This window comes from Phenylobacterium sp. (genome assembly GCF_025351295.1).
Lineage (GTDB): Bacteria > Pseudomonadota > Alphaproteobacteria > Caulobacterales > Caulobacteraceae > Phenylobacterium.
The window spans coordinates 1-19,398 of the sequence record NZ_JANXWD010000087.1; the positions used below are offsets into that span (position 1 = coordinate 1).

20 protein-coding genes are annotated in these 19,398 nt (G+C 70.9%); 17 read left to right on the plus strand and 3 right to left on the minus strand.

Going from position 1 to position 19,398, the window contains the following annotated elements; translation table 11 throughout:
* Positions 1 to 175: 175 nt before the first annotated feature.
* From Q0R13_RS11990 to Q0R13_RS12000, 3 genes are all read left to right on the plus strand, one after another.
* Positions 176 to 1,195, plus strand: a complete 1,020-nt coding sequence (locus Q0R13_RS11990; protein WP_293904164.1) for a hypothetical protein — start codon at positions 176 to 178, stop codon at positions 1,193 to 1,195.
* 2 nt (positions 1,196 to 1,197) lie between these two features.
* Complete coding sequence (locus Q0R13_RS11995; RefSeq protein ID WP_293904166.1) at positions 1,198 to 4,182, plus strand: tetratricopeptide repeat protein; 2,985 nt, start codon at positions 1,198 to 1,200, stop codon at positions 4,180 to 4,182.
* A gap of 210 nt (positions 4,183 to 4,392) precedes the next feature.
* On the plus strand, positions 4,393 to 4,710 hold the full coding sequence (locus Q0R13_RS12000; protein ID WP_293904168.1) for a DUF559 domain-containing protein: 318 nt from the start codon (positions 4,393 to 4,395) through the stop codon (positions 4,708 to 4,710).
* Positions 4,711 to 4,756: 46 nt separating this feature from the next.
* Here the strand turns inward: Q0R13_RS12000 and fliP are convergent, their stop codons facing one another.
* Both fliP and Q0R13_RS12010 read right to left on the minus strand, forming a co-directional pair.
* Positions 4,757 to 5,557 carry a flagellar type III secretion system pore protein FliP gene (gene fliP, locus Q0R13_RS12005; RefSeq protein ID WP_293904346.1) on the minus strand — a complete coding sequence of 267 codons (801 nt, stop codon included), beginning with the start codon at positions 5,555 to 5,557 and terminating at the stop codon, positions 4,757 to 4,759.
* Positions 5,554 to 5,829, minus strand: a complete 276-nt coding sequence (locus Q0R13_RS12010) for a flagellar biosynthetic protein FliO (protein WP_293904170.1) — start codon at positions 5,827 to 5,829, stop codon at positions 5,554 to 5,556. Before Q0R13_RS12010 ends, fliP begins: the two co-directional genes overlap by 4 nt.
* A gap of 91 nt (positions 5,830 to 5,920) precedes the next feature.
* On the opposite strand from Q0R13_RS12010, the gene Q0R13_RS12015 reads away from it, so the two are divergent.
* The 14 genes from Q0R13_RS12015 (at position 5,921) to Q0R13_RS12080 (ending at position 18,358) form a co-directional block, all read left to right on the plus strand.
* On the plus strand, positions 5,921 to 6,334 hold the full coding sequence (locus Q0R13_RS12015; RefSeq protein ID WP_293904172.1) for a flagellar basal body protein: 414 nt from the start codon (positions 5,921 to 5,923) through the stop codon (positions 6,332 to 6,334).
* A 130-nt stretch (positions 6,335 to 6,464) separates the two neighbouring features.
* On the plus strand, positions 6,465 to 6,884 hold the full coding sequence (gene flgC / locus Q0R13_RS12020) for a flagellar basal body rod protein FlgC (RefSeq protein WP_293904174.1): 420 nt from the start codon (positions 6,465 to 6,467) through the stop codon (positions 6,882 to 6,884).
* Between the two features lie 10 nt (positions 6,885 to 6,894).
* Entirely contained in the window at positions 6,895 to 7,221 is a 327-nt protein-coding gene (gene fliE, locus Q0R13_RS12025; RefSeq protein WP_293904176.1) for a flagellar hook-basal body complex protein FliE, read from the plus strand.
* A gap of 61 nt (positions 7,222 to 7,282) precedes the next feature.
* A complete protein-coding gene (locus Q0R13_RS12030; protein ID WP_293904178.1) occupies positions 7,283 to 8,050 on the plus strand; it encodes an ABC transporter ATP-binding protein in 768 nt (255 codons plus the stop codon).
* A 10-nt stretch (positions 8,051 to 8,060) separates the two neighbouring features.
* A complete protein-coding gene (locus Q0R13_RS12035) occupies positions 8,061 to 9,614 on the plus strand; it encodes an ABC transporter permease/substrate-binding protein (RefSeq protein ID WP_293904180.1) in 1,554 nt (517 codons plus the stop codon).
* Between the two features lie 119 nt (positions 9,615 to 9,733).
* Positions 9,734 to 10,660: a PEPxxWA-CTERM sorting domain-containing protein gene (locus Q0R13_RS12040; RefSeq protein WP_293904182.1), complete on the plus strand. Its 927-nt coding sequence runs from the start codon at positions 9,734 to 9,736 to the stop codon at positions 10,658 to 10,660.
* Positions 10,661 to 11,017: 357 nt separating this feature from the next.
* Positions 11,018 to 11,281 (plus strand): flagellar biosynthesis protein FliQ, encoded by a 264-nt coding sequence (gene fliQ, locus Q0R13_RS12045; RefSeq protein ID WP_293904184.1) that lies wholly within the window; start codon positions 11,018 to 11,020, stop codon positions 11,279 to 11,281.
* A gap of 11 nt (positions 11,282 to 11,292) precedes the next feature.
* The gene (gene fliR, locus Q0R13_RS12050; protein WP_293904186.1) at positions 11,293 to 12,054 is read left to right on the plus strand and encodes a flagellar biosynthetic protein FliR; all 762 of its coding nucleotides are present in this window, start codon (positions 11,293 to 11,295) and stop codon (positions 12,052 to 12,054) included.
* On the plus strand, positions 12,051 to 13,136 hold the full coding sequence (gene flhB / locus Q0R13_RS12055; protein WP_293904188.1) for a flagellar biosynthesis protein FlhB: 1,086 nt from the start codon (positions 12,051 to 12,053) through the stop codon (positions 13,134 to 13,136). Before fliR ends, flhB begins: the two co-directional genes overlap by 4 nt.
* Before the next feature lie 151 nt (positions 13,137 to 13,287).
* Positions 13,288 to 15,360 carry a cell cycle histidine kinase CckA gene (cckA, locus tag Q0R13_RS12060; RefSeq protein ID WP_293904348.1) on the plus strand — a complete coding sequence of 691 codons (2,073 nt, stop codon included), beginning with the start codon at positions 13,288 to 13,290 and terminating at the stop codon, positions 15,358 to 15,360.
* Between the two features lie 78 nt (positions 15,361 to 15,438).
* Positions 15,439 to 16,497: a tetratricopeptide repeat protein gene (locus Q0R13_RS12065; protein WP_293904190.1), complete on the plus strand. Its 1,059-nt coding sequence runs from the start codon at positions 15,439 to 15,441 to the stop codon at positions 16,495 to 16,497.
* Positions 16,494 to 16,715, plus strand: coding sequence for a hypothetical protein (locus tag Q0R13_RS12070; protein WP_293904192.1), 222 nt, complete (start codon positions 16,494 to 16,496; stop codon positions 16,713 to 16,715). Before Q0R13_RS12065 ends, Q0R13_RS12070 begins: the two co-directional genes overlap by 4 nt.
* An 87-nt stretch (positions 16,716 to 16,802) precedes the next feature.
* Positions 16,803 to 17,621: an SDR family NAD(P)-dependent oxidoreductase gene (locus Q0R13_RS12075; protein ID WP_293904194.1), complete on the plus strand. Its 819-nt coding sequence runs from the start codon at positions 16,803 to 16,805 to the stop codon at positions 17,619 to 17,621.
* Positions 17,618 to 18,358 carry a dienelactone hydrolase family protein gene (locus tag Q0R13_RS12080; RefSeq protein ID WP_293904196.1) on the plus strand — a complete coding sequence of 247 codons (741 nt, stop codon included), beginning with the start codon at positions 17,618 to 17,620 and terminating at the stop codon, positions 18,356 to 18,358. The genes Q0R13_RS12075 and Q0R13_RS12080 overlap by 4 nt, the downstream gene beginning before the upstream one ends.
* 166 nt (positions 18,359 to 18,524) lie before the next feature.
* On the opposite strand, the gene Q0R13_RS12085 is transcribed toward Q0R13_RS12080, so the two are convergent.
* Positions 18,525 to 19,361, minus strand: a complete 837-nt coding sequence (locus Q0R13_RS12085; RefSeq protein WP_293904198.1) for a phytanoyl-CoA dioxygenase family protein — start codon at positions 19,359 to 19,361, stop codon at positions 18,525 to 18,527.
* Positions 19,362 to 19,398 lie beyond the last annotated feature (37 nt).

Below are 19,398 nucleotides of genomic sequence, written 5' to 3' on the forward strand. Positions count from 1 at the left end.
CCGAGGCGCGCCGCGCCGCGTCCGCCCCCGCCCGCGCGCCCGTCGCCGACGAACCCCTGGTCGGCCGCGCGCCGCTGCCCGGCCGCCGCCTGGCCGCCATCGACGACGACCTGTTCGAGGACGCGCCGCTGAGCCTCGACCGCTACGCCGATGAACGCCTTGCGGGAGCCCGTCGTTGAAATCCGTTCCCCGCATCCTGCCCCTGGTCGGCGTCGCCATCTGCGGCGTCCTGGCCGTGAACGCCCTGGCCGGCGCCCGCGACCTGCCGAGCCTGCTGTCGGGCGCCCAGGCCTTCGCCGAGGAAGCCGCCAAGTCGGTGACGCCCGGCAAGACCAAGCTCGGCGCCAAGCTCGCCAAGGACAAGCCGGGCAAGGCAGACGCCGCCAAGCCCGCCGACCCCGCCGCGGCCGAGACCTCGGTCCTGGCCCCCACCGGCACGCCGGCCGACACCGCCGCCGCCGCGCCGACGGCCTCCGCGGCCCCCAAGGCGGTCTGCGCGCCGACCGCCGCCGAACTGGCCAAGCAGGCCGGCCTCAGCCCGGCCGAGCTGCAGGTGCTGCAGAGCCTGGGCGCGCGCCGCGGCCAGCTGGACCAGCGCGAGACCGACCTCTCGACGCAGCTCGCCCTGATGGCCGCCGCCGAGGCCAAGGTCGACGCCAAGATCCGCGCGCTCAACGGCCTGAAGGGCGAAGTCCAGGGCCTGCTGGTTCAGACCAACAGCAAGGAAGCCGCCGAGATCGACCGGCTGGTCAAGGTGTTCGAAGGCATGAAGGCCAAGGACGCCGCCCCGCGCCTGGCCAGCCTGGACGACAGCGTCCGCATCCCGATCGCCGCCAAGATGAAGGAGCGCGCGCTCTCCGCCATCCTCGCCCTGATGCCGCAGGCCGACGCCAAGAAGCTGACCGAGTCCCTGGCGCACCGCTTCTCCGAGGCCCAGGCCGCCGCCGCCAAGGCCGACCAGGTCGCCAACCAGACCGCGGCCGCGCCCGCCAAGCCAAGCGTCGACCCGACCGCCCCGGCCCCTAAGAAGACTGCCGCCGCCGCGCCGAAGAAAGCCCCGCCGCGCAAGAAGGCCCCCGCCGCCCAGCAGGCGGCCGCCAAGACCCCGGCGACGCCTGCGGCTGCGCCCCCGGCCGCCGCGGCGCCTGGCGCGCCCCCGGCCGCCGCCGCCTCCGCCCCGGCCAAGACCGGATAGCGATGAGCCTCCGGAGCGCTCTCCGCTCCGGGGTCGCCGCGGCCTGCATCGTCAGCGTCGCGGCCCCCGCGAGCCTCGCCGCCCCCGCGGCCCGGGCCGTCGCCCACCCGTCTTCGCAAAAGGAGCGCGGCGGCCTCGAGGTGCGCGTGGCGACCACCGAGAGCTTCTCCCGCATCGAGGTCCGCGGCGGCAAGGCGAGCGCGCGCCGCGAGGGCCAGACCGTGGTCCTGACCATCGCCGGCGATCCCGACGTCGCCCAGCTCCACACCTCGCCGCCGAAGTGGATCAAGGCGGTCGACAAGCGCCGGGTCGGCGGCCAGCTGCAGCTGGTCTTGACCCTGGCCGACGAAAGCGAGGCCAAGATCGGCGAGGCCGACGGCGCCACCTTCGTCAACGTCTATGCCAAGGCGACCCCGGAAGCCGCGCCCGCCGCGCCCGCCGCCGCCACGCCCACGGACGCGCCGCCGGTCGAGGTCGCCGAGGCCGAGCCGCCGCGCCCCAACCCGCTGCCGGCCGGCGGCGTGGTCCACATGGTCTCCAAGCTCGCCGGCGGCCAGACGCAGCTCAGCTTCACCTGGGCCAATCCGGCCGGCGCGGCGGTGTTCCGCCGGGGCGACGCCATCTGGGTGGTGTTCGACGCCCCGGCGACCCTGGACGTCTCGTCCGCGCCCAAGGGCGTGCGGCCGCTGAGCGCCATCGCCGCGTTCAAGGGCGCCGACCACGCCGCCGTCCGCATCGACGCCGACCCCGACGCCCCGGTGTTCGTCAGCTCGGTGGGCAATACCTGGACCATCGCGCTGGGTCCTGGTCCGCAGAGCCAGCCGGCCATCGTCCGCGTCGCCCGCGACGCCGCCGGCGGGCCCGCGACGCTGAAGGCCCCGGTGGCCGGCGCGACGCGGGTGATCAACCTGCCCGACCCGGTGGTGGGCGACACCCTCACCGTGGTCACCGCCCTGGGTCCGCCCAAGGGGGTGCCCGGCCGGCGCGTGTTCGTCGAGGCAGCCCTGCTGCCCTCGATCCAGGGCCTGGCCATCGAGCCGCTGGTCGACGATCTCAGCGTCAAGCGCGACGGCGAGATCGTTCGCATCAGCCGCACCCAGGGCCTCAGCCTCTCGCCCGCCTGGGCCACCCGCGACAAGCAGGAGGCCCAGCTGGGCGCGCCGCAGCCGGCGATCATGCCGGCCCTGGTGTCCGAGGACTGGGCGAAGACCGGGGAGGGCGGGTTCCTCCGGCGCTACGAAGGCCTGCTGTCGGCGGCCACCGCCGAAAGCGGCAGCAAGGACCGCCAGGCGCCGGTCGCCGCGCGGATGGCGCTGGCCCGCTTCCTGGTCGGCTCCGACCTTTCCTACGAGGCCATCGGGGTGCTGGGCGACCTGGCCCGGACCCATGCCGAGATGCTGGACGACCCGGAGTTCCGCGGCCTGCGCGGCATCGCCCGGACGCTGGCCCGCCGCTACGCCGAGGCCGACGCCGACTTCTCCGCGCCCAGCTTGGCCGACGACCCCTCCACCGCCATGTGGCGCGCCTATGTGGACACTAAGCTGGCCCACTATGCCGACGGCCGCGCCCAGTTCGTGCGCGGCGTGGAGGCCTATGGTCTGTTCTCGCCGCTGTGGAAGGCCCGCTTCGCCCGCGCCGACGCCCAGGCGGCCCTGGCCCAGGGCGACATCGTCGGGGCCGACAACCGCATCCGCATGGCGATGGAGAACAAGGTCAGCTCCGAGGAGCAGCTGCTGAGCTGCCTGGTGAAGGCCAAGGTGATCGAGCTGCAGGGCCACAAGGACCGGGCGCTGAAGGTCTATGCCGCCATCGCCAGCGCGCCGATCGACTCGATCTCGGCCCCGGCCGTGCTGCGCGCCACCCAGATCAAGCTGGAGCTGGGCCAGATGACGCCGCTGCAGGCGGCCGGGGTGTTCGACAACCTGCGCTACCGCTGGCGTGGCGACGCCACCGAGCTGGAGACCATCCGCGCGCTGGGGCAGCTCTACCTGGCCCAGGGCCGTTACCGCGAGGCGCTGGAGGCGCTGCGATCGGCGGGCGTGCGCCTGCCCGACCTGCCGGAAGCCCAGCAGTTGCAGGCCGACCTCAACGGCGCCTTCCGCGGCCTGTTCCTGAACGGCTCGGCCGACGGGCTGGAGCCGATCCAGGCGCTGGCGCTGTTCTACGACTTCAAGGAGCTGACCCCGATCGGCGCCGACGGCGACCTGATGGTGCGCAAGATGGTGCGCAGGCTGGTGGACGTGGACCTGCTGCCGCAGGCCGCCGAGCTGCTGAAGTACCAGGCCGAGAACCGGCTGGACGGCATCCCCAAGGCCCAGGTCTCCACCGACCTGGCGGTGATCTACCTGATGGACCACAAGCCCGAGCAGGCGCTGCAGGCGATCAACAGCTCGCGCACCACCGTCCTGCCCGCCGCGCTGACCAACGAGCGCCGGCTGATCGAGGCTCGCGCCTGGGCCGGGGTCGGCAAATTCGACAGCGCGCTGGAGATCATCGAGCGCGACACCACCCGCGACGCCGCCGACCTGCGCGCCGAAATCACCTGGAAGCAGAAGAACTGGCCGATGGCCGGGCCGCTGTTCGAGAAGAGCCTCGGCGACCGCTACAAGACCGCCACCCCGCTGACCAGCGACGAGGAAGGCCGGCTGATCCGCGCCGGTGTCGCCTACAGCCTGGCCGGCGACGGCGGCTCGCTGGCGCGCCTGGAACAGCGCTACCGGGGCTTCTACGAGAAGGCCAACAACCCCGACGCCCTGCGCATCGCGCTCACCGGCGCCCCGTCCGGCCGCATGAGCGTCGCCGACTTCAGCCGGGTCTCGGCCGACAACGAGGCCTTTGCCGGCTGGGTCGAAAAGATGAAGGGCCGCTTCAAGACCCGCCCCGCCCCGGTCGGCCCCCCGACCAAGCCCGCCACCGCGCCCGCCAAGCCGGTCGCGCCGGCCAAACAGGCACAAGCCGCCCCCCCAGCCAAGGCCGCCAAGGGCTAATCAGGGCGCCGTTTCCCTCCCTTAACGGGGAGTGACAGACCGCGAAGCGGTCAGGGTGGGGAAGTGTGGTCCAGTTCGGTGCGGTCAGGGATTGTCAAAAGAACAAATATCGAACAAATTGTCACTATGCGGCCCCAGATCGCACGCGCGCGGCAGTTTCGACGGAACATGAGCGAACCCGAGGTGCTGCTCTGGAGCCGCCTTTAGCTCTTGCGCAGTCGCGGCTTCCAAATCCGCCGCCAGGCCCCGTTCCGCGGCTACTATCTGGACTTCGTCTGCCATGCGCGACGCCTGGTGATCGAGGTCGATGGCGGCCAGCATGCCGACGACCTGTGCGCCGATCATGATCTGGTTCGGGACGCGGTCCTGCGTCGGCACGGCTTCCGGGTGCTGCGGTTCCGGGCCGGAGCGGTGCGGGGCAATCTCGGCGGGGTGATGGATCAGGTCATCTCGGCGTTGGAGGCCTCGGCTTCGACGCGGGCGGACAATCTCGATGCGCGGAGCCTGGCCCGCACTTCCCCACCCTGATCGCTTCGCGATCTGTCCCTCCCCATTCAGGGAGGGAAACAGCGCGCTATCCTGTCCCGGGGGGCTGGTGGAAGCTTTCGACCAGGCTGCCGGCCACCAGCCGCCAGCCGTCGACCAGGACGAAGAAGATCAGCTTGAAGGGCAGGCTGACCACCACCGGCGGCAGCATCATCATGCCCATGCTCATCAGCACGCTGGCCACCACCAGGTCGATGACCAGGAAGGGCACGAACAGCAGGAAGCCGATCTCGAACGCCCGCTTCAGCTCCGAGATCATGAAGGCCGGGGTGACCACCCGGAGCGGGGTGTCCATGGCGGTGGCGGGCCGGGGGATCTTCGAGAGCTTGATGAACAGCGCCAGGTCGTCCTGGCCGACCTGGCTCAGCATGAACTGCTTGACCGGCCCGCCCGCGGCGTCGAAGGCGGCCGGCAGCTCCATCTGCTGGTCCAGCAGCGGCTTGATCCCCTCGTTGTAGGACTTCTCGAAGGTCGGCCCCATGACGATGGCGGTCAGGAACAGGCTGAGCGAGATGATCACCGCGTTGGGCGGGCTCTGTTGCAGCCCCAGCGCCGTGCGCAGCAGCGACAGCACCACCACGATCCGCACGAACGAGGTGGTCATGATCACGATCGACGGGGCCAGCGACAGCACGGTCATCAGGCCGATCAGCTGGACCACCCGCTGGGTCAGCCCCGCGCCGGAGCCCAGGTTGACGTTCAGCGCCTGGGCCAGGGCGGCGGCCGGGAAGATCATCGCCGCGAAGGTGGTGGCGAGCGCCAGCAGGGCGGCCTTGCGCCAGTCCTCGGCGGGCAGGGTGCGGAGCGCGCGCCAGAGCTGAAGCATCAGCGCGGCGCCTTCGGCTTCGCCAGGTCAGCCAGCAGGTGGCCGTCGCCCAGCAGGATCAGCCGCTCCACCCCGTCGCAGTCGACGATCAGCAACCGCCGGGCCGGATCCAGCACCAGGGTCTCGACGATCCGCAGGCGGCGGTCCTTCCGCTTCATCGCCATCCGCGCCATGGCGTCGGGCCCATAGCGGCGCAATGCCACAGCCGCCAGCCCCACCAGGCCGAGGGTGAGGGCGAGGGCAAAGGCGGCTCTGACGAAATCGGCGAAGTTCATGGTGGCGGTTCTGCGGGGTTTGGGGCTCCGCGCCATTGGCCGCTGAGTCTCTTAAACGCGGATTAACCCTGTTGCTTAAGGATCGGAGGTCATGAACCTGGCCGAAATCCCGCTCTTCTCGATGCTCCGTGGCCGGCTCGGCTATCTGTCCGAGCAGCAGAAGGTGCTGGCCCAGAACGTGGCCAACGCCGACACCGCGCGGTTCACCCCGCAGGACCTGAAGCCGTTCAGCTTCGAGGCTCACGTCCAGGCCCAGGGCCCGACCGTGATGGCCGCCACGCAGGCCGGCCACCTGTCGCCGCCGTCCGAGAAGCGCGGCCTGGGCGCCGCCTACAAGCCGGTGAAGACGCCCGACTCCGAGACCACGCTCAACGGCAACTCCGTGGTGCTGGAGGAGGAGATGATCAAGATGAGCGACGCGCGGATGAACTACGACGCCGCCATCAGCTTCTACCAGAAGTCGCTCAGCATGCTGCGGCTGGCGGCCAAGCCGCCCGGCCGCTAGAGCGCGTCAGGCGAAAGTGGATCCCGGTTTCGCCGCCCGACGCGCTCTAAACATTCAAGTTAGAGCCTGTTTATCCGGATCAGATGATTCCATCTGATCCGGACAGGCTCTAGAGGCCAGGAGAGCCTAGATGCCCGACATCCGACCCGCCGCCGGCGTCGTCCAGGCGGTCGCCGCCTCGGCGCTGCGCGCCCAGCAGGCGCGCATGCGGATCATCGCCGAGAACCTTGCCAACGCCGACTCGACCTCGAAGACCCCGGGCGGCGATCCCTACCGCCGCCAGGAGCCGGTGTTCCAGCCGAGCCGCGTGGCCGGCGCCCAGGGCGTGAAGATGAGCCGCGTCGAGGGCGACCCGACCGCGTTTCGCCAGGAGTATGAGCCGGGCAATCCGTCGGCCGACGCCAAGGGCTACGTCAAGCTGCCCAACGTGAACTCGCTGGTCGAGGCGCTGGACATGCGCGAGGCGCAGCGCGCCTACGAGGCCAACCTGAACGTCATCGAGACCTCGCGCGCCATGCAGGCGCGCACCCTCGACCTGTTGAAGAAGTAAGGGCCAAGCGATGATCACCGCCCTCGCGGCCGCCAAGGCCTACGCCTCCGTCCAGAAGGGCATGGGGATCGGCGAACCCTCCGGCGCGGCCAGCCTCGCGGGGCCCAGCGCGCCGCAGCACGGCGGCTTCGGCGAGATGCTGAAGTCGGCGATGAGCGAGGCGGTCGGCGCCTCGAAGAACGCCGAACACCAGATGGCCGCCCAGGTCGCCGGCAAGGGCGAACTGGTCGACGTGGTCACCGCGATCTCCGCCGCCGAGACCAGCCTGGAAACGGTCATGGCGGTCCGCGACCAGGTGATCGGCGCCTACCAGGAAATCATGCGGATGCCGATCTAGGGGCCACGCCGGCCCGCACTCTTCGGTGCGGGGGCGGCGCGGGTCGTGCTAGGCGTCGCCGATGGCCCCACCGATCATCCGCCTCGAGGGAATCGCCAAGCGCTATGGCGGCCACGCCGCGCTGGACGGGGTCGACCTTGCGGTGGGGACGGGCGAGTTCGTGGCCCTGGTCGGGGGGTCGGGGTCCGGCAAGACCACACTGCTCAAGACCATCAACCGGCTGATCCAGCCGGACGCCGGGCGCGTGTCGGTGGAGGGCGAGGACGTGGCCCGCGCCGCGCCGCACGACCTGCGCCGCCGGATCGGCTACGTCTTCCAGGAGGTGGGCCTGTTCCCGCACCTGACCGTGGGCGAGAACATCGCCATCACGCCCAGGCTGCTGGGCTGGGACAAGGCGCGGATCGCCGAACGGATCGGGACCCTGCTGGACCTGGTGGACCTGCCGCGCGAGGTCGCCACGCGGGCGCCCGTCGCACTCTCCGGCGGGCAGCGCCAACGGGTGGGCGTGGCCAGGGCCCTGGCGGCCGAACCGAAGCTGATGCTGATGGACGAGCCGTTCGGCGCCCTCGACCCGCTGACCCGCGATGCGCTCGGTGTCGACTACCGCGCGCTCCACCAGCGCCTCGGGCTGACCACGGTGATGGTCACCCACGACATGGCCGAGGCGGTTCTGCTGGCCGACCGGATCGTGGTGCTCAAGGCCGGCCGCATCCTGGCCGACGGCGGGCCGGCCGACCTGCTGGCCCACACCACCGACCCCGACGTGCGCGCCCTGCTGGAGGCGCCCAAGCGCCAGGCCGAGCGCCTGCGCGAGCGGCTGGGCGCATGAGACCGCGCCGATGACCGCCAACCTCAGGGCCGCCTTCGACCTGCTGCCGGAATACCTGGGCTGGCACGTGCTGCTGAGCGTCAGCGCGCTGGGCCTGGGCCTGCTGATCAGCCTGCCGCTGGCGATCGCCGCGGCCCGCAGCCCGCGGCTGCGCTGGCCGGTGCTGGCGCTGGCCAGCCTGATCCAGACCATTCCCAGCCTGGCCCTGCTGGCGCTGTTCTTCCCGCTGCTGCTGGCGCTCTCGATGCTGTCGACGGCGACCATCGGGCGCGGCTTCTCGGCGCTGGGGTTCCTGCCCTCGCTGCTGGCGCTGACCCTCTATTCGATCCTGCCGATCCTGCGCAACGCCGTGGCCGGGATCACCGGCGTCGACCCGGCCATCGCCGAGGCCGCCGACGGGGTCGGCATGACCGCGCGCCAGAAGCTGTTCCAGGTGGAGCTGCCGCTGGCCGCGCCGATCGTCATGGCTGGGATCCGCACCGCCGCGGTCTGGACCATCGGCGCGGCGACGCTGTCCACGCCGGTCGGCCAGACCAGCCTGGGCAACTACATCTTCGCCGGGCTGCAGACCGAGAACTGGGTCTCGGTGCTGTTCGGCTGCGCGGCGTCCGCCGTCCTGGCCCTGGCCGCCGACCAGCTGCTGGGCCTGGTGGAGACCGGGGCGCGCACGCGGTGCCGCGGCCTGGTGATCGCGGGGCTGGCCGGGCTGGTCATTGGGGCGACCGCGGCGATCGCGCCGCTGGCCGGGTTCGGCAAGCCCGCAGCCTACGTGGTCGGGGCCAAGAACTTCTCCGAGCAGTACATCCTGGCGGAGCTGATGGCCGCGCGGCTGGAGCGCGCCGGCGCCCGCGTCACGCGCAAGGAGGACCTGGGCTCGGCGGTCGCCTACCGCGCGCTCGCCGCCGGCGAGATCGACGCCTATGTCGACTACTCCGGCACGCTGTGGACCAACGTCCTGGGCCGCGCCGACAACCCCGGCCGCCAGGCGGTGCTGGCTGGCCTCACCACCGAGCTGAAGCGCCGCGACGGCGTGGTGGTGCTGGGCTCTCTGGGCTTCGAGAACGCCTATGCCTTCGCCATGCGGCCCGACCGGGCCAGGGCGCTGAACATCGGCTCGCTGGCCGACCTGGCGCGCGAGGCGCCGAAGCTGACGCTTGGGACCGATATCGAGTTCCTGTCGCGGCCGGAGTGGCGCGCGGTGGACGGCGCCTACGGCTTCAGCTTCAAGGCCAAGCGGTCGTTCCAGCCGACCTTCATGTACCGCGCGCTCTCCGGCGGCGACGCCGACGTGATCAGCGCCTTCTCCTCCGACGGCCGCATCGCCGCCGACCGGCTGGTGGTGCTGTCCGACCCCAAGGCCGCGATCCCGCCCTACGACGCGGTGATCCTGATCTCGCCGAAGCGGGCCGGGGACCGCCGGCTGATCGAGGCGCTGCGGCCACTGGTCGGCGCAATCCCCGTCGAGGCCATGCGGGCGGCCAACTACAGCGTCGACCGCGACGCCGGAAAGGTCACCCCGGCGCAGGCGGCGCGGGCGCTCGGGGCGGCGCTGGCGCGACCCTAGGCGCCCGTCGCGGCAAACACGCCCGGTGCGCGAAAGCTGTTGCGATCTCGTCGCACAGGCGGCTGTATGCTAACGCTGAGTTAAATTCGACCGGTCGCCTCGGCCGTGGGGGTAGTTGCATGAAGTTCCAAAGGATTTTCGCCGGTGCGGCGCTCGCGGGGCTGGCCGCGGGCGCCCTGGCGGCCCAGGCCTCGGCCCAGACCATCACCAACGGCGCGGGCACGGTCTCGGCCGGGATCGGCGTCAATGGGGAGCTGTTCGACAATGCGACCCGCGTCGGCCTGCGCCGCAACGCCGACGGCTACGACCCGATCATCTTCGGCACGCCGCGCGACAGTTGGGGCGTGTCCACCGCCCTCGACAGCGCCTACGCCGACCAGAACTTCGTCGGCGCCCAGAATATCGTCAGCACCCATATCCTGGCCGGCCCCGACGGCGCGACCGCGACCTCGCTGACCACCTTCGGCCTCACCGTGGTCCAGAACTACAGCTTCGTCGGCGGCGGCAACATCCTGCGCATCGACACCACGGTCACCAACACCACGCTGGACACCGTGAACGCCATCTTCCAGCGCAACGTCGACTTCGACATCGATCCGACGGTGACGAACGAGAACGTCTTTGGCCCGAGCGGCGGGTCGGGGATCGTGATCGACAGCAGCGACTTTGGCTTCGAGAATCCGGACCCCAGCGTGGCCTACACCTTCAGCTGCCTCGGGGGCTGCGACGCGACCGGCGACCTGGGCGTCGGCATCAAGATCAGGCTGGGCGCGCTGACCCACGGCGCGAGCTCGCACTTCGCCTATTATTACGGGATCAACTACGCGGGCGACAGCGTGAACACCCTGATCAAGCAGGGCAAGGCGGCGGGCGCGAAGTACATCATCGCCGGCCAGAGCAGCGACGGCAATTCCGACCACGCGGGCTCCAACTCGGCCTTCCTGGGCGTCACCGGCGTGCCCGAGCCGGCCACCTGGTCGATGATGCTGATGGGCTTCTTCGGCCTGGGCGCCGTGGTCCGCCGCAAGCGCGCGCTGACCGCCTGATCCCTGGCGACCGTAGAGCGTGGCCTGGGGCAGGTCCAACAAGGGGCCGCGCGCCGCCACCCCCTATCCGCTCATCCCCGCGCAGGCGGGGACCCAACCCGAGTCCGAGGCGGGGCCAGGTCCGTAGAAAGGCTGAGAGCCTGCTTGGGTCCCCGCCTGCGCGGGGATGAGCGGTGGTAGTTAGAGGTTGGCGCAACCTCTCGTCCCACCGCCTGCGGCGGGCACCGCGAGGGTGACAATGTCGCGGTGTCGGCGGCGATCGAGACCCCCGCCGTAGCCGTTCGTTAACCATGAGGGGCGAAACACTGGCGGGCGGGTCCACAGCTCGCGGACCTGTTCTTCCCCACGAGGTTTTCGATGAGCGGCGCCGAGGTTCTGGACGTCGGGCGTGACGCCATCTGGCTGACCCTGCAGCTCTGCGCGCCGGTGCTGCTGGTCGGCCTGGTCGTGGGCGTCGGCATCGGCCTGCTTCAGGCCCTGACCCAGATCCAGGAGCAGACCCTGGTCTATGCGCCAAAGATCGTCGCGATCTTCGTCTCCCTGCTGATCTTCCTGCCGATGATGGGCGCGCTGATGAGCGGCTTCATGCGCAACATCGCGGCCCGCATCGCGGGCATGTAGGAGACGCGGCCATGGAGTCGTTCGCCGCCGCCCAGCAGGTGTATGCCGCCGGCCTGGTGTTCGCGCGGCTGGGCGTCATCGTGATGCTGATCCCGGGCCTGGGCGAGACCTTCATACCGCCGCGCATCCGACTGGCCTTCGCCCTGTCGCTGGCGCTGATGATGTTCCCGCTGGTCGGCGGCCATGCGCCGCCCCTGCCGTCGGATGCTGCTGGCGTGGCCCTGGCGGTGATCCGCGAGATGATGATCGGCCTGACGGTGGGCGGGGTCCTGCGCCTGTTCATGGTCTCCCTGGCCAGCGCGGGCGAGATCGTGTCGCTGGCCACCACGCTCTCCTTCGCCCAGACCGCCAACCCGATGCAGGCCCAGCCGTCCACCACCCTGGGCACCTTCCTGGGGCTGATCGGCATCGTGCTGATCTTCGCCACCAACCTGCATCACATGTTCATCGCCGCGATCGTGCAGTCCTACGATCTGTTCCCGTTCACGCGGAACATCTCGGTGGCCGACGCCGGCCAGCTGGCCGTCCAGACGGTGAGCAAGGGCTTTGGCCTCGGCCTGCAGTTGGCCGCGCCGGTCGTGGTGTTCTCGCTGATCTTCAACATCGCCACCGGCCTGGTCGGCCGGGTGATGCCGCAGTTCCAGGTGTTCTTCGTGGCCACGCCGCTCATCCTGCTGCTGGGGCTGTCGATCTTCGCCCTCAGCCTGGGGGTGATCGGCATGGTCTGGGTGGACCGCTTCCGTGTGGTCATCGGAATCTTCGCCAAGCCATGAGCGAAGCCCCCGATCGCGAGTCACAGACAGAAGACGCCACACCGCGCAAACTCGAGCAGGCCCGCGAGAAGGGCGACGGCGTCAAGACCATGGACCTGGGCTCGTTCGCGACCCTTGCGGCCTCGGCGGCGGTGGTGCTGATGGCCGGCGGCGGGCTGGCGCGCAACCTGGCCGCCCAGCTGCTGCCGTTCTTTGCCCATCCCCACGCCATGCCGCTGGACGGCCACAGCAGCGTCGAGGTGTTCCGCTACGCCCTGATGGCCGCGCTGCCGCCGCTGGTGATCGTCATGATGACCACCGGCGCCTCGGGCGCAGCGGCCAGCCTGCTGCAGGGCGGCCTGCGGCTGACGCCCGAGAAGCTGAAGCCCGACTTCTCCAAGGTTTCGATCCCCAAGGGCTTCGGGCGCATCTACGGCCCCGACGGCTTGGCGCAGTTCGTCAAGTCGCTGGTGAAGGTGGGCATGACCGGGGCCATCGCCTGGTGGCTGCTGAAACCCTATCTGCCGCAGTTCGCCTCGCTCTCGGCCTTGGACCCGGCGGCGATCATCCCGTTCTCGTTCGAGATCCTCAAGCGGCTGGTGTTCGCGGTCGCGGCCCTGACCCTGACGGTCGCCGCGGCCGACTGGCTGTGGCAACGCCAGCGGTTCATGGCCCGCATGCGCATGACCCGCGAGGAAGTGAAGCAGGACTTCAAGAACTCCGAGGGCGACCCCCACATCCGCGCCCGCCAGAAGCAGATCCGCGCCGACCGCGCGCGGCGGCGGATGATGCAGGCGGTGCCGGACGCCACGGTGGTGGTGATGAACCCGACCCACTACGCCGTGGCGCTGAAGTACGAGCAGGGGGCGGACGCCGCGCCCACCTGCGTGGCCAAGGGGCTGGACAACGTGGCGCTCCGGATCCGCGCGGTGGCCGAGGCGGCCGGGGTGCCGATCATCGAGGACCCGGCCCTGGCCCGCGCGCTCTACGCCGCCGTGGACATCGACGACATGATCCCGCCGGCGCACTATGAGGCCGTCGCCAAGATCATCGGCTTCATCCTGGGCGCCGCCGCCGGGCGCCGTGCGACCGCCAGAGCGTGACAGCCGAAAGTGTTTGCGGTTTCGGCGCCCGTCACGCTCCAACTCTTGAACGGAGCGTTTCGCCGTCAGGTGATCTCACCGGAAGGCGAAACGCTCGGGCCCGTGTGACAAAATGCAGATCATTGATTCGCCGGAGGCGATGACGCCCGCCATGGCCGAGCTCCCGCCGAAGACCCGCAAGGTCGATCCCTTCATCGCGCTGGCGGTGCTGTTCTTCCTGCTGGCCGTGGGGTTCGCCGGGGCGCCGGTGCTGAACGCCGGGCCCGAGACCATCGCCAGCATGCTGTTGCTGGTCGGCCTGGCCGGGGTCTGCGGCATCGGCCTGTTCGTGCTGCGCGGCGCCGCCGAGACCCCCGCCGAGAGCGAGGCCGGGGCGCAGGCCTTCCTGTCGGCGCTGGACGAGCCGGCCGCCGTGGCCGCGCCGGACGGCCGGCTGCTCACCGTCAACCCCGCCTGGCGCGAGGCCATGGGCCCTGGGCCGCGCCTGCCCAAGAGCGGGGCCGCCGCCGCCAGCCTGTTCGGGGCGCTGGCCGCCGCGCGGCGGGGCGAGCAGGGCCGCGCCGGCGTCAAGGCCGGCGGCCAGGAGCGCGAGGCCCTGGTCTCGCCGCTCGGCCCGCGGCGCTTCCTGGTGCGCCTGACCGGCCGCGGCAGCGGGGCGCTGGCCCTGCCGTCCTCGGCGATGGAGGTGCTGAACGCCGTCGCGGGCGCCAAGTCTCCGCCGCCCAAGGTGCTGGACGCGTTCGCCGCGGCCTCGCCATTCGGCGCCGCCCTGCTGGAAGGCGAGGATCCCTTCGAGGCGCGGATCATCGAGGCCAATCCGGCGCTGGCCGCCGTCGCCCACGGCGGCGAGGTGGGCCAGGCGTTCGGGGACCTGATCGAGCCGACCAGCCGGGTCGACGCCGCCATGCGCATCGCCGACGCCCGCCACGGCCACGCGCCGCTGGAAGTGCGCCTGGCGCACGACCCCAGCCGCATCGCCCACCTCTACCTGTCGCAGAGCGTCGGCCGCTGGGTGGCCTATCTGGTGGATGTCTCCGAGCAGAAGCAGATCGAACTGCAGCTCAGCCAGAGCCAGAAGATGCAAGCCATCGGCCAGCTGGCGGGCGGCGTGGCGCACGACTTCAACAACCTGCTCACCGCCATCCTGATGCAGCTGGACGTGCTGGCCCCGCGCCACCCGGTGGGCGATCCCTCCTATGAAGGCCTCAACGAGATCAAGCAGACCTCGATGCGGGCCGCCGACCTAGTGCGCAAGCTGCTGGCCTTCTCGCGCAAGCAGACCGTCCAGCGCGAGATCCTCGACGTGGGCGAGATGATCAGCGAGTCCGAGGTGCTGCTGCGCCGGCTGCTGTACGAGGACGTCAAGCTCACCACCGACTACGGCCGCAACCTGCCGCACGTGCGTGCCGACCGCGGCCAGCTGGACACCGCGGTGATGAACCTGGTGGTCAACGCCCGCGACGCCATCCGCAGCCACGGCGGCGGGGTGATCCGCATCCGCACCGCGCGTCTCACCCAGGAGGAGGCCCGGAGCCTGGGCTATCCCACCGCCATCGGCGACCAGGCCCTGGTCGAGGTGAGCGACGACGGCCCCGGCATCGCGCCGGAGGTGATGGACAAGATCTTCGATCCCTTCTTCACCACCAAGCCGGTGGGCGAGGGGACCGGCCTGGGGCTGGCGACGGTCTATGGCATCGTCAAGCAGTCCGACGGCTGGATCGCGGTGGCGTCGAAGCCGGGCGAGGGGGCGGCGTTCCGCATCTTCCTGCCGGTGCACATGGCCCCGGTCTCGCTGCAGCCGGCCGCCGAGCCGGCGGCGCCCAAGCCGCCCAAGGCTCGCGACCTGTCCGGCGCCGGCCGCATCCTGTTCGTCGAGGACGAGGACGCCGTGCGCGGCGTCGCCGCCAAGCTGTTGCGCGCCCGCGGCTACGAGGTGATCGAGGCGGCCAGCGGCGAGGAGGCGCTGGAATATGCCGAGGCGCACGCCGGCCAGATCGACCTGATGATCTCCGACGTGGTCATGCCCGGCATGCAGGGCCCCGACCTGCTGAAACAGGCCCGCCAGTACCTGGGCGCGGCGCCGGTGATGTTCATCTCCGGCTATGCGGAGAGCGAGTTCTCCGACCTGCTGGAGGGCGAACGCAACGTCTCGTTCCTGCCCAAGCCGATCGACATCAAGACCCTGGCCGAACGGGTGAAGCAGGAACTCCAGAAGGCGGCTTGATCCGAATTCCGTGGCGGCGGGGCGGCCGCCGAGCGCACGGCTTGTCATCCCGCCGCGGTCGCTTCATTGATCGCCGCCGTGACTCAGCAGCCCCCACCCACGACCCTCACCTTCGCCCAGGTCTATGAGCTGGCCTTCGCCGCCGCGCGCGACGGGCGGTTCGGCGACGCCGAAGGCCTCTACCGCGCCCTGATGGGGCCCAGCCCGCCGCCGCAGGTGCCGCTGAATCTCGGCCTGGTGCTGGAGGACCAGGGCAAGTTCGCCGACGCCGAGACGCTCTACCGGCGCGAGCTGGCAGCGCGGCCGGGCGACCCGGACTTCAGCCGTCGCCTGGGCTTCGTGCTGCTGCGCGCCGGCCGCTACCCCGAGGGCTGGCCGCTGTACGAAGGGCGGATCCGGCCGGGCATGAAGAAGCCCCAGCTCAGCTTTCCCGAATGGAACGGCGAGCCGGTGGACGACCTGCTGGTGCTGCCGGAGCAGGGGCTGGGCGACCAGATCATGTTCGCCCGCTATGTCCCGGCGCTGAAGGCGCAGGGGATCGAGGTCACCCTGATGTGTCGCCCGGCGCTGACCCGACTGTTCGCGCCGCTGGGCGCGCCGCTGCTGACCGCCGAGGGCCGGGTGGATATCGCGCGGCACGACGCCTGGGCGCTGGCCGGGTCGCTGCCGCTGCTGAGCGGGACGACGCTGCAGACCATCCCGCCCGCGCCTTATCTGCCGGGCCAGGCCGGCGGGACGGGGATCGGCCTGGTTGCGGCCGGCAGCGCGGACCACCCAAACGACCGCCAACGCTCGCTGCCCGCGGATCTCGCGGCCGAGGTCGCGGCCTGGCCCGGCGTGCGCAGCCTGGCCCCCGACGCCACCGGCGCGACCGACCTGGAGGACACCCGCCGGATCATGGCCGGGCTGGATGTGGTGGTCAGCGTCGACACGGCCGCTGCCCATCTGGCCGGCGCAATGGGCAAGCCGTGCTTCCTGCTGCTGCCGTTCACCGGCGACTGGCGCTGGATGCAGGGCCGGTCGGACAGCCCCTGGTATCCGTCGATCCGCATCTTCCGCCAGCCGAAGCCCGGCGACTGGGCCAGCGTGGTGGCGCAGGTGCGCCGCGCGCTGGACGAAAGGGCGGCCCGGTCATGACCGGCGAGCGCAAGGTGGTAGGGTTTCCCCTGCGCAGCCTGCTCGTCGCTGCCGTGGGCGCCGCGGCGTTGGGCGCGCTGGCCGTGGGTGCGGTGGCGGTCGGGCGCATGGCCGTGGGCTACCTGGCCATCGGCGGCGTTCGGGTCCGCCGCCTCCGCGTCGACCGCCTGGAGGTCCATGACCTGACTGTGCGCCACCTCCATCTTCCGAAGGATTGAGCGCCGCGCCCGCTTGGGGGTTGCCACTGAAGGCCGCCCGCGCGACCGTGCCCGCCAAACCAGAAAACACGGTATGGGAGGCTTACGATGGCGGCGATCGATCCGAACGGGACCCTGAAGGGCAAGACCGCCCTGGTGACCGGCGCCAGCCGCGGGATCGGCGAGGCCATCGCCGTGCGCCTGGCGATGGAGGGGGCCAGGGTCGTGGTCTCCGCCCGCACCGCCGAGACCGGCGACTCGAAGCTGCCGGGGACCCTCGCGGCCACGGTCGAGCGCATCCGCGCCGCCGGCGGCGTGGCCACCGCGATCAAGGCCGACCTGTCCTCGGAGGCCGACCGCGAGCGCCTGGTGAAGGAAGCGGTCGCGGCCTATGGCGACATCGATATCCTGGTGAACGACGCCGCCGTGACCTTCTTCATCCCCGTCGAGACCTTTCCCAAGAAGCGCTTCGACCTGATGATGGAGGTCCAGGTCTGGGCGCCCTTCCACCTCAGCCAGCTGGTGCTGCCAGCCATGCGGCAGAAGAAGTCGGGGGCCATCGTCAACATCTCGTCCGGCGCCGGCATCCACCCCAAGCCGCCCTACAATCGCCGGGGCGGCGGCACGGTCTACGGGATGTGCAAGGCGGCGTTGGAGCGCCTCACCACCGGCCTGGCGTCCGAGGTCTATGACGACAACATCGCCGTCAACGTGGTCTCGCCCGGCCTGGTCGACACCCCCGGCGTCGCGGTGCACGGCCTGATCACCGAGGCGACCAAGGATCGCGTGCAGCCGATCAAATACATCGCCGAGGCGGTCTATCAACTGGCGGTCGGCGACCCCAAGATCATGACCGGGCGCATTGACTACGCCGCCGATTTCCTGAAGCAGATCGGCGTCGAACCTTCGGAGCTGGTGGGCGCATGATCGAGCAGACAGTCGAGATCGCCACGAAGGACGGGACCACCACCACCTTCATCACGCACCCCGAGCGCGGCGGCCCGTTCCCGATCATCCTGTTCTACATGGACGCCCCGGCGATCCGCGAGGAGCTGCGCGACATGGCCCGGCGGATCGCTGCGGTCGGCTACTACGTCATGCTGCCGAACCTCTACTACCGCTCCGGCGTGATGGAGATGAAAGACCTTCCGCCGTTGGAGGACAAGGAGGCGAGGGCGCGGATGTTCGGGTTCATGGGCTCGATCACCATCCCGCTGATCATGGACGACACCGACGCCCTGCTGGACTTCGCCGACCGTGACCCGGCGGCCAGCCCCGGGCCGGCCGGCGCCATCGGCTACTGCATGAGCGGCCAGTACGCGATCAACGCCGCCGCGCGGCATCCCGAACGCATCCGCTGCGCCGCCTCGGTCTATGGCGTGCAGCTGGTCACCGACGCGGCGGACAGCCCGCACCTGGCGGCGCAGAAGACCCAGGCCGAGCTCTACTTCGCCTGCGCCGAACACGACACCTGGGCGCCGCTGGAGATGGTCGAGGCCCTCGACGCCTCGCTGAAGGCCGAGGGCGTGAACGCCGAGGTCGAACTCTACGCCGGCGTCCACCACGGCTTCGCCTTCCCGCAACGCGGCGCGGTGTTCGACAAGCCGGCGGCCGAGCGCCACTGGGAACGCCTGTTCGGGCTTTTCGCGCGGAATCTGGGGTAGCGGCAGCGCCCTGCGCACGGCAGCGCCCCCTACACCCCTTCGGGGTCCCCCTCCCCCGTTTTCACGGGGGAGGAACTTTGCATCGACGGTCGGACTTGAGTTCCTCACCCGCTTGCGGGGGAGGGGGACCCCGAAGGGGTGGAGGGGGCGCTGCCGCGCGCTCGGCCTATCCTCGAGGCCGCTGCGCCACCACCGGCGGGACCCAGCCGGGCTCCAGCGCCTTGGCCGGATGAGAGGCCGTCACCATGCCCATGAACGCCGGCCAGATGTCGTAGCCCAGCAGCGTCTGCACCCGGGGCGACATCTCGCGGACCTCTTCGCGCGGGATGGCCAGGAAGAAGTTCTCCTGCGGCCGCGCCCAGGGCTCGCAATACTGGTTGGTGAACGCCAGGCGGGGCTTGTCCGAGCGGTTGCCGCCGCCGCGGTGGAGCAGGGTGCCGGCCATCACGAAACAGGCGCCGGCCGGGATCTCCATCGGGACCAGCATCGACTCCATCGTGGCCATGTCGTTGGGCCGGCCTTCGGCGCCGGGATTGCCCCACAGGTGGCTGCCTGGGATCACCTCGGTACAGCCGTTCGCCCGGGTGAAATCGTCGACCGCCGCGATCAGGGTATAGCTGATCGCCGGCCGCGGACGCGGCAGCCGGTAGAAGCTGTCGTCCGAGTGCAGGTCCTGGGCCGTCTCGCCGGGATTGATCTGGATCGACTGGCAGGCGGTGAGCAGGTAGCCCGGCTGCAGGAAGCGGTCGATCAGGCCGAGCACGCGCGGCTCTTCCACCAGGTCCTGGAACACCTTGGCGCGCGCGACCAGGGTATAGATCCGCTCGGTCCTGAAGCCCTCGAAGTCGTTACGGCCGTGGTGGCTGTCGCGGTAGGGCGCGAGGCCGTCGCGGACCGCCTGGAGGACGGCCGGGCCGATGAAGTCCTCGATCACCGTGAAGCCCTGCTCACGGATCCGGGCGGCATGGGCGTCGGCGTCGAACTGGGCGGTGGGTTTATCCATCTCGCGGGTCCTCCCTGAGCTATTGTATCATGGCCTT

Coding starts and splice junctions, on each gene's coding strand:
- Q0R13_RS11995 (WP_293904166.1), top strand. CDS start 1,198: ATGAGCCTCCGGAGCGCTCTCCGCTCCGGGGTCGCCGCGGCCTGCATC.
- Q0R13_RS12010 (WP_293904170.1), bottom strand. CDS start 5,829: ATGAACTTCGCCGATTTCGTCAGAGCCGCCTTTGCCCTCGCCCTCACC.
- Q0R13_RS12015 (WP_293904172.1), top strand. CDS start 5,921: ATGAACCTGGCCGAAATCCCGCTCTTCTCGATGCTCCGTGGCCGGCTC.
- flgC (WP_293904174.1), top strand. CDS start 6,465: ATGCCCGACATCCGACCCGCCGCCGGCGTCGTCCAGGCGGTCGCCGCC.
- fliE (WP_293904176.1), top strand. CDS start 6,895: ATGATCACCGCCCTCGCGGCCGCCAAGGCCTACGCCTCCGTCCAGAAG.
- Q0R13_RS12030 (WP_293904178.1), top strand. CDS start 7,283: ATGGCCCCACCGATCATCCGCCTCGAGGGAATCGCCAAGCGCTATGGC.
- Q0R13_RS12035 (WP_293904180.1), top strand. CDS start 8,061: ATGACCGCCAACCTCAGGGCCGCCTTCGACCTGCTGCCGGAATACCTG.
- Q0R13_RS12040 (WP_293904182.1), top strand. CDS start 9,734: ATGAAGTTCCAAAGGATTTTCGCCGGTGCGGCGCTCGCGGGGCTGGCC.
- fliQ (WP_293904184.1), top strand. CDS start 11,018: ATGAGCGGCGCCGAGGTTCTGGACGTCGGGCGTGACGCCATCTGGCTG.
- fliR (WP_293904186.1), top strand. CDS start 11,293: ATGGAGTCGTTCGCCGCCGCCCAGCAGGTGTATGCCGCCGGCCTGGTG.
- flhB (WP_293904188.1), top strand. CDS start 12,051: ATGAGCGAAGCCCCCGATCGCGAGTCACAGACAGAAGACGCCACACCG.
- cckA (WP_293904348.1), top strand. CDS start 13,288: ATGGCCGAGCTCCCGCCGAAGACCCGCAAGGTCGATCCCTTCATCGCG.
- Q0R13_RS12070 (WP_293904192.1), top strand. CDS start 16,494: ATGACCGGCGAGCGCAAGGTGGTAGGGTTTCCCCTGCGCAGCCTGCTC.
- Q0R13_RS12075 (WP_293904194.1), top strand. CDS start 16,803: ATGGCGGCGATCGATCCGAACGGGACCCTGAAGGGCAAGACCGCCCTG.
- Q0R13_RS12080 (WP_293904196.1), top strand. CDS start 17,618: ATGATCGAGCAGACAGTCGAGATCGCCACGAAGGACGGGACCACCACC.
- Q0R13_RS12085 (WP_293904198.1), bottom strand. CDS start 19,361: ATGGATAAACCCACCGCCCAGTTCGACGCCGACGCCCATGCCGCCCGG.